The 8,563-nt window shown below is 35.2% G+C and carries 7 protein-coding genes; 1 reads left to right on the top strand and 6 read right to left on the bottom strand.

The window, feature by feature from the left end; translation table 11 throughout:
* Window positions 1–87: 87 nt before the first annotated feature.
* The 6 genes from C245_RS0102990 to gcvP form a co-directional block, all read right to left on the bottom strand.
* Window positions 88–849, bottom strand: coding sequence for an ABC transporter ATP-binding protein (locus tag C245_RS0102990; RefSeq protein WP_017495095.1), 762 nt, complete (start codon window positions 847–849; stop codon window positions 88–90).
* On the bottom strand, window positions 846–1,595 hold the full coding sequence (locus tag C245_RS0102985; RefSeq protein ID WP_017495094.1) for an ABC transporter permease: 750 nt from the start codon (window positions 1,593–1,595) through the stop codon (window positions 846–848). Before C245_RS0102985 ends, C245_RS0102990 begins: the two co-directional genes overlap by 4 nt.
* A gap of 73 nt (window positions 1,596–1,668) precedes the next feature.
* Complete coding sequence (locus C245_RS0102980; RefSeq protein WP_026109825.1) at window positions 1,669–2,523, bottom strand: glycosyltransferase family 2 protein; 855 nt, start codon at window positions 2,521–2,523, stop codon at window positions 1,669–1,671.
* A 92-nt stretch (window positions 2,524–2,615) separates the two neighbouring features.
* Window positions 2,616–3,143, bottom strand: a complete 528-nt coding sequence (locus tag C245_RS0102975; protein WP_017495092.1) for a methyltransferase — start codon at window positions 3,141–3,143, stop codon at window positions 2,616–2,618.
* 197 nt (window positions 3,144–3,340) lie between these two features.
* Complete coding sequence (locus C245_RS0102970) at window positions 3,341–4,399, bottom strand: 3-oxoacyl-ACP synthase III family protein (RefSeq protein ID WP_017495091.1); 1,059 nt, start codon at window positions 4,397–4,399, stop codon at window positions 3,341–3,343.
* Between the two features lie 329 nt (window positions 4,400–4,728).
* On the bottom strand, window positions 4,729–7,578 hold the full coding sequence (gene gcvP, locus C245_RS0102965; RefSeq protein ID WP_017495090.1) for an aminomethyl-transferring glycine dehydrogenase: 2,850 nt from the start codon (window positions 7,576–7,578) through the stop codon (window positions 4,729–4,731).
* Window positions 7,579–7,713: 135 nt separating this feature from the next.
* Here gcvP and C245_RS0102960 point away from each other — a divergent pair, with 135 nt between their 5' ends.
* Window positions 7,714–8,526 carry a hypothetical protein gene (locus C245_RS0102960; protein ID WP_017495089.1) on the top strand — a complete coding sequence of 271 codons (813 nt, stop codon included), beginning with the start codon at window positions 7,714–7,716 and terminating at the stop codon, window positions 8,524–8,526.
* Window positions 8,527–8,563 lie beyond the last annotated feature (37 nt).

The following is an 8,563-nucleotide window of genomic DNA, read 5'->3' as shown; positions in this document are numbered from 1 at the left end:
AAAATTCCAAATTCCAACTGCATAAGTATTGGAATTTGGAATTTTTTTTTATTGAGTTTTTCCAGCAGAATTTGGAATTTAAAAAAGCTATCCTTTCAAATAAGCCTCTCGGACTTTTTTAAACAGATTAGAAGAATAAACGAATTTTACAATGGCTTCGTTATCCGTTCTAAAGATTTCTTCTTTAGTTCCCTGCCATGCTTTAACTCCTTTTTTTAAGAATACAATATTCTCACCAATTTCCATCACCGAGTTCATATCGTGAGTGTTAATAACCGTAGTAATGTTGTACTCTTCTGTAATTTCTTTGATCAGATTATCAATCAGAGTAGAAGTGTTTGGGTCCAGACCGGAGTTAGGTTCATCGCAAAATAAGTACTTCGGATTATTTACAATTGCACGTGCAATCGCAACACGCTTCTGCATTCCTCCTGAAATTTCAGAAGGTAATTTTTTATGGGCATCAATTAAGTTTACTCTTTCCAGAACAAAATCAACACGTTCTTTGACTTTAGCCTTGTTATCGTTTGTGAACATTTTTAGCGGGAAAGCGACATTTTCTTCAACAGTCATTGAATCAAATAAAGCACTTCCCTGAAAAACCATTCCGATTTCAGTTCTTAATTCTCTTTTTTCATCTGGATCCAGTTCTGAATAAACACGGCCATCAAATTCAATAGTTCCATTATCGGGAGTATGAATTCCTAGCAGGCTTTTTAATAAAACAGTCTTTCCGGATCCACTTTGTCCAATAATTAAGTTCGTTTTTCCAGTTTCAAAAACTGTCGAAACACCTTTCAGAACTTTGCTGTCGCCAAATGATTTTTCTAAATTTTTTACTTCTATCATGATCCTAGTAACAATTGTGTTAGTATATAATTAAAAAGAATGATTGAAACCGAAGTCCAAACAAACGATACCGTACTGGCCTTACCTACCTCTAGTGCACCACCTTTCATGTAATAACCGTGAAAAGAAGGAATAGTAGCTAAAAGCATAGCAAATATTAGAGTTTTAATAAAAGCATAAACGATGTGAAAAGGAATGAATTCTATTTGGGCTCCAATAATAAAGTCACTGCTGCTCGTAAAACCTCCGTAAACACCAGCAAGCCATCCACCAAAAATTCCCAGGAACATACTGATTCCAATCACAAAAGGATATAATAGTAAAGCAATAATTTTAGGGAAAACAAGATAGTTAAGAGAGTTTACCCCCATAACTTCCAAAGCATCGATTTGCTCTGTAACACGCATAGTTCCGATGCTTGAAGTAATAAAAGATCCCATTTTTCCGGCCATAATTACCGAAATAAAAGTAGGAGCAAACTCCAAAATCACAGATTGACGTGTAGCAAAACCGATTAAATATTTTGGGATTAAAGGATTAGTTAAGTTTAAAGCCGTTTGAATCGCAACAACACCTCCAACAAAGAAAGAGATAAAGCAAACGATACCAAGAGAGTCAATAATTAAATCATCAATTTCTTTAAAAATTAATTGTCGCATAACAGGCCATTTAGTCTGTTTATTGAAAATCTCTTTCAGCATTAAAAAATATTTCCCAACCTGGGATAAGTAACGAATTAGCATCATAGTTTTACAAATATTGGCTAAATTAAGGATTAGTTTACAGTTTATAGTTTCAGTTTACAGTTTTTTAATTTTTTTAAGATTTAAAAAACTTCTGTTTCATTTTTTGCAAACGATAATTTTTAATAAATTTAGCTTGTTCGGGAGTAACGAGTAATGGCGTTTTTGCTTTTTTTGCTTTCCAGAATCCACGGATATAATCCAAAAAGAGAAATGGTTTTTTCTTCATCATGGCCAGTTTAGCCGATGCGATTGCGGTAATCCAGAAACCATATCCTAAAGTATAAAATGCTTCGCCTTGTTTGTATCGGGCAGTTTTGTTATAGTTAGCGCCAGTTGGTTTCAGATGTTTTACGTGTAAAGAAGCGTCGGTGACAATTTTCCATCCGTAATATTTACAAAGAAGTTCGTCTACAGTGTCCCAGCCCATAGCAGGTTTTAAACCTCCAATTTGCTGAAAAGTTTCTTTGCGATAGGCTTTGAGTGCTCCGCGAATATGATCTTTATCGGTAAGGTTTTCTAAAATCCAGTCTCCATTTTTTTCAATATAACAAAAACCTCCCGCCATTCCTACTTTTGAATCAGACTGAAAATGTGCGATAATAGTTTCGAAATAATTGGAAGGGAAAATAAGATCACCGTCTATTTTTACCATAATATCATAGTCGGAATCCAAAGTTTCTAAGCCTTTCTGAAACGCCTGAATTACTTTACTTCCCGGCATATGAATGGCATCTGATGTTTTGTTTACAACAGAAATAAAAGGGTTTTCTTTTGCAAAACCCAGTACAATTTCTTCTGTTCGATCTGTTGAATTGTCATTTACCACAACAACTTTTGATGGTAAAACAGTTTGTGAAACCAAAGATTGTAAGGTCAAGCCAATTAAATCTTGTTCGTTGTGAGCCGGAATGACGATGTAATACTTCATAATTTTCAATTTAAATCCCAATTCTTTAAATTCCAAATTCCAATCAAAACGGGCTTAATTGGAATTTGGATTTTTTTTATTGGAATTTGACTTTAGGCTTTTATTTTTTCCGCCACAACAATATAATATCGTGGAGTAAAATATCTCAATAAAGGTCTGAAACCAAACTTCTTTACCGGATGTGTAAATTTTTGACGATCGGTAATTTTCCAGCCTGTTTTTTCTAAAAGCCAGTCCAATTGCCAGTCTTCGAATTCATGATAATGTCTGTCCCACATATCAGTTTTAGAACGATATGCAGATGAAAACCATAAACGTAATGGAATTGATATTAACAATTTATCACATTTTACATTTTGCAGAATGGTATAGGGATTTAGCAAATGTTCGAAAATTTCAAAAGCGGTAAAAACACTATATTCTTCCGTTTGTAAAGCCGTTTGATCGTTGTCCAGATCTTCGCCTTTTGTATTTTTTACAGTATAACCATTTTCTTCCATTATCTTAGAGAATGGATTTGGTACACCAAAATCAAAAATAGTCTCTGATGTTTTAACGTGTTTTTGTAAAAATTCTAAAGTAAGTTTGAATCTTTTATTGGGAAACGTTTTTTCGTACATAGTCATTGCGAGGAACGAAACAATTTCTCGTTCTTGATTTTATAATTAGGTCGCAAATATACTAAAAAAAGTCCGCACCATAGGTTACGGACTTTTTTAGTTTACAGTTTACAGTCGCAGTATTCAGTCTCAGTATTCAGTCACAGTTTGCAGTCTACTGAATACTGAGACTGAATACTGAAAACTGCGACTTAAAACTAATATCTGTAAACAAAAGCATTGACATTCATTCCTGCCCCAACAGAGGCAAAAATAACAACATCACCTTTATTTATTTCGTGATTTTCCAGTTTCCCTTGTATCAATAAATCATAAAGAGTTGGTACTGTAGCAACACTGGAATTTCCTAAATCATGTATGCACATTGGCATAATGTTTTCAGGAGGTGTTTTTTCGTATAATTTATAAAAACGGGCAATAATGGCTTCATCCATTTTTTCATTGGCCTGATGAATCAGAATTTTTTTCACTTCATCAATGGATATTCCACTTTTATCAAGACAGCTTTTCATGGCACATGGCACCTGACTTAAAGCAAATTCGTAAATTTTACGCCCGTACATTTTGATGTATTTAATGTCCGGATCTAAATCAGGGTTGTATGATTTTCCAAAGAATAGGTAGTTGGCTTCATCAGTTGCAAAAGTAGCACTTTCATAAGATAGTAATCCTGCTTCATCATCAGAAGCTTCTAAAATAGAAACACCTGCACCATCTGAGTAAATCATAGAATCGCGATCGTGATCGTCAACTACTCTTGAAAGTGTTTCAGAACCAATTACCATCACTCTTTTTGCCATGCCTGATTTTATAAAGGCATTGGCCTGCAGGACACCTTCAATCCAGCCCGGACAGCCAAAAATAATATCATAAGCCACACATTTAGGATTTTTAATACCTAGTTTGTTTTTTACACGTGTTGCTAAACTTGGAAGAATATCAGTTTGATGGGTTCCCGCTTTTACGTCACCGAAATTATGTGCGTAAATGATGTAGTCTAAGGTTTCGCGATCTATTTTAGCATTTTCAAGAGCTTTTTCGGAGGCAAAAAAGGCCAAATCAGATGAAGTATGTTGGTCTTCGGCATAACGACGATTTTCGATACCGGTGATGCCTTTGAATTTTTTTATTACAACTTCGTTAGGGTAACCAAAAGGAGTTCCGTCCTCATTTAAAAAAACATGATCGCCAAAGTCAGTATTGCTTACTTCTTGAGTAGGAATGTAACTTCCTATACCTATTATTTTTATTTTCATTATTCCTTTATTGTCCGGTAAATTTAGGGCTAAAGTATAAATAAAATCATGATAACTATCATAAAAAATACTATGCACGCATATAATTGAGGAATAATAATTTTTTGGAAGATATATTGGTTATTTTATAATGAATTATAGATTTTAGCGAGATTTCAAACGTTTGCGATCGGTGGTTTATTGGTGTAATTTTTCTCTTAGAGTAAAAAGTGTTTTTTGATTTGTTACAAATGAAACAGAAGCATGTAAAAGTGTTGAAATAAAAAATCCGACAGGTTTTTAAAACCTGTCGGATTTGGATAATATATATTAAAGGAAAAACTTAATTTTTAGTTTTCCATATAAGCCTCAATAGGAGCACAGCTACAAACTAAATTTCTGTCTCCGTATGCGTCATCTACACGACGAACTGAAGGCCAGAATTTATTGTCGGCAATGTATTCTAATGGGTAAGCTGCTGTTTCTCTTGAATAAGGGAAATCCCAGGTATCAGCAGTTAACATTGCTAATGTATGAGGTGCATTTTTTAATACATTGTTTTTGTCATCGGCTGTTGCAGCTTCAATTTCTTTTCTAATGGAGATAAGAGCATCACAAAAACGATCTAACTCTGCTAAATCTTCAGATTCTGTAGGTTCAATCATTAAAGTTCCGGCAACCGGGAAAGAAACGGTAGGAGCATGGAAACCATAATCCATTAAACGCTTCGCGATATCACCAACTTCAATTCCGTTTTCTTTAAATGCACGGCAATCTAAGATCATTTCGTGAGCCGCTCTTCCGCATTCTCCTGTATAAAGAATTGGGTAGTGCCCTTCGAAACGTGTTTTCATGTAGTTAGCGTTCAAAATTGCATGCTCAGTAGCACTTTTTAATCCTTCACCACCCATCATTGTGATGTAGCCGTAAGAAATTAAACATACTAAAGCTGATCCGTAAGGCGCAGATGAAATGGCAGTAATCGCTTGTTCACCACCTACTTTAAGGATCGGGTTTGTTGGTAAGAAAGGAACCAGTTTTTCGTTCACACAGATTGGTCCAACTCCAGGTCCACCGCCACCGTGAGGAATAGCGAATGTTTTGTGTAAGTTTAAGTGACAAACGTCAGCACCAATTGTAGCCGGGTTAGTTAAACCAACCTGAGCATTCATATTAGCACCATCCATATATACTAATCCGCCATTGTCGTGGATTAATTTAGTAATTTCAATGATTGAAGATTCGAAAACTCCATGAGTAGAAGGATACGTTACCATTAAACAAGATAAATCATCTTTATGTTCGATCGCTTTTTCTCTTAAATCCTCTACATCAATGTTTCCTTCCGGAGTAGTTTTGGTTACAATGATTTTCATTCCGGCCATAGCTGCAGAAGCAGGATTGGTTCCGTGAGCTGATGAAGGAATCAAACATACATTACGGTGACCTTCATTTCTTGACATGTGGTAAGCACGAATAGCCATTAAACCGGCATATTCTCCTTGTGCTCCTGAGTTAGGTTGTAATGTTGTTCCCGCAAATCCGGTAATTACATTTAACTGCTGCTCTAATTTTTTAAGCATGGTGATGTAACCTTCTGCCTGTTCAACTGGTGCAAAAGGGTGAATGCTGTTCCAGTTAGGCATTGATAAAGGAAGCATTTCTGAAGCTGCGTTTAACTTCATTGTACAAGAACCTAATGAAATCATCGAATGATTCAATGATAAATCTTTACGTTCTAATTTTTTGATGTAACGCATCAACTGACTTTCTGAATGATGATTGTTGAATACATCATGTGTTAAGAAAGGAGATGTTCTTTCTAATGAAGCCGGTAACTGACTTGCCTCAGATAATTCAGAAACGGTAAAAGTTTCTTTTCCTAAAGCTTCAGCAAAAATGGCAATAATTTGGTTGATGTCAGCAATTGAAGTCGTTTCGTTAAATGAAATCGAAATGGATTCGGCATCAGGATAGAAGAAGTTTACTTCGTTTTTCTCCGCAACAGCTTTTACTTTTTGAGCGTCAGCTTTTACTAAAATAGTATCAAAGTAAGCAGTGTTGGTTTGGTAAACTCCTAATTTATTTAAGGCTTCAGCAGCAGTAACCGCCGATGCATGAACTTTGTTTGCAATGTATTGTAGCCCTTTTGGTCCGTGGTAAACCGCGTACATTCCAGCCATAACTGCTAATAATACCTGAGCAGTACAAATATTTGAAGTCGCTTTTTCACGTTTAATGTGTTGCTCACGAGTTCCTAACGCCATACGTAACGCACGGTTTCCGTTTACATCGATCGAAACACCAATGATACGGCCCGGCATAGATCGTTTGTATTCTTCTTTAGTAGCAAAGAATGCAGCATGAGGTCCGCCATAACCCATTGGTACACCAAAACGTTGTGAAGTTCCAACTACTACAGCAGCTCCCATTTCTCCAGGAGAAGTTAAAGTAGCTAATGATAAAATATCAGCAGCGAAGGCCACTTTAATTTCATTTTCTTTTGCTTTAGCAACAAAAGCGCTGTAATCGTTTACCTGACCATATTTTCCAGGGTACTGTAAAATAGCTCCGAAAAATTCATTTGAAAAATCAAATGTTTCATGGTTTCCAACTACTAATTCAATTCCAACCGGAGTTGAACGTGTTTGAAGAATAGATAAAGTTTGTGGCAAAATTTCTTCAGAAACGAAGAATTTGTTTGTATTGTTTTTCTTTTGGTCACGTGTACGAACGTCAAATAATAACGCCATAGCTTCTGCGGCAGCAGTTCCTTCATCTAATAAAGAGGCATTGGCGATTTCCATTCCCGTTAATTCAATAACCGTAGTCTGGAAATTTAAAATAGCTTCAAGACGACCTTGAGCAATTTCAGCCTGATAAGGAGTATAAGCTGTATACCATCCCGGGTTTTCAAAAATGTTTCTTTGAATTGGAGCCGGAACGATTGTTGGATGGTAACCCAAACCAATATATGATTTGAATACTTTATTTTTCTTTCCTAATTCCTGAATATGGTTTGCAAACTCATACTCCGTCATAGCCGGATCTAAGTTTAATGGTGCTTTTAAACGAATATCATCCGGAAGGGTTTCATAAACAAGTTGTTCGATCGATTCAACTCCGATAGTCTGTAACATGTGTTGAAGATCTGTTTCTCTTGGACCAATGTGTCTTAAAGCAAAAGCATCTGTTTTCATATAGTAGTAAAAGTGTTGTTTTTTAGTCGCGCAAAATTAAGTATTAATAATAATTTAATGCACATTTTTAACTTCATTTTTTGTGAAATTTTCAATTAAAGATATGGTTTCTTAATAATTGATTAGATTTGAATAATGAAAGTGTTAAAGTACATATTAGATTTTTACCTGAATGGCAGTATTCATGTGGCTTTGTCATGTTATGCACTCATTCGGATTACCTTTCATGTGTTTCATATTCAGTACGATGAGTCGATGGCATTGTTTGGTTTTTTTGGAACAATTGTGGGGTATAATTTTGTTAAATATGATGTTTTGGTTCGTGTTCAAAAGAAAAAAATCGGAAACCAGTTGAAAATTATTGCCATTTTGAGTTTTATTTCACTGTTTTTGGTGGGCTATTATTTTTTTCAGTTGAAGCGGATTACTCAAATTGTTTCAATTGTGATTTTTTTAATAACGGCACTTTACACCCTTCCGTTTTTTCCGAATCGGAGAAATGCACGAAATTGGGCAGGCGTAAAAATTTATATCGTAGCAGTTTGCTGGGTGGGCGCTACCTTAGTTTTACCTTTGATAAATGCCGAAATTCCTTTTACCAGTGATTTTTTTATAAAATGCATTCAGCGTTTTGTTTTGGTTTTTGTTCTGGTTTTGGTTTTTGAAATTATCGATTTGGCCAATGACGATCCGCATTTGCAAACGGTTCCTCAAACAATTGGGGTAAAACGAACCAAAATTTTAGGACTCTTATTGCTGATTCCTTTTTGGGGATTAGAAGTTTTTGTTTCTACTTTTAATTATCATGATGCTTTTATCAATCTGATTATGATTTTTGTATTGATGTTATTTATTGCATTTGCAAAACCCAATCGCTCCAAATATTATACTTCTTTTTGGGTGGAAAGTGTACCGATATTTTGGTGGCTGATGATTAGATGTTTATAAAAAAAACCAAAACCGATTTAAAAATATTGGCTTTGGT

Source organism: Flavobacterium sp. WG21 (genome assembly GCF_000335775.1).
GTDB classification, from domain to species: Bacteria; Bacteroidota; Bacteroidia; order Flavobacteriales; family Flavobacteriaceae; genus Flavobacterium; species Flavobacterium tructae.
Note: the sequence above shows the minus strand (reverse complement) of the source record. Positions and strands in the feature narration are given on the sequence as shown.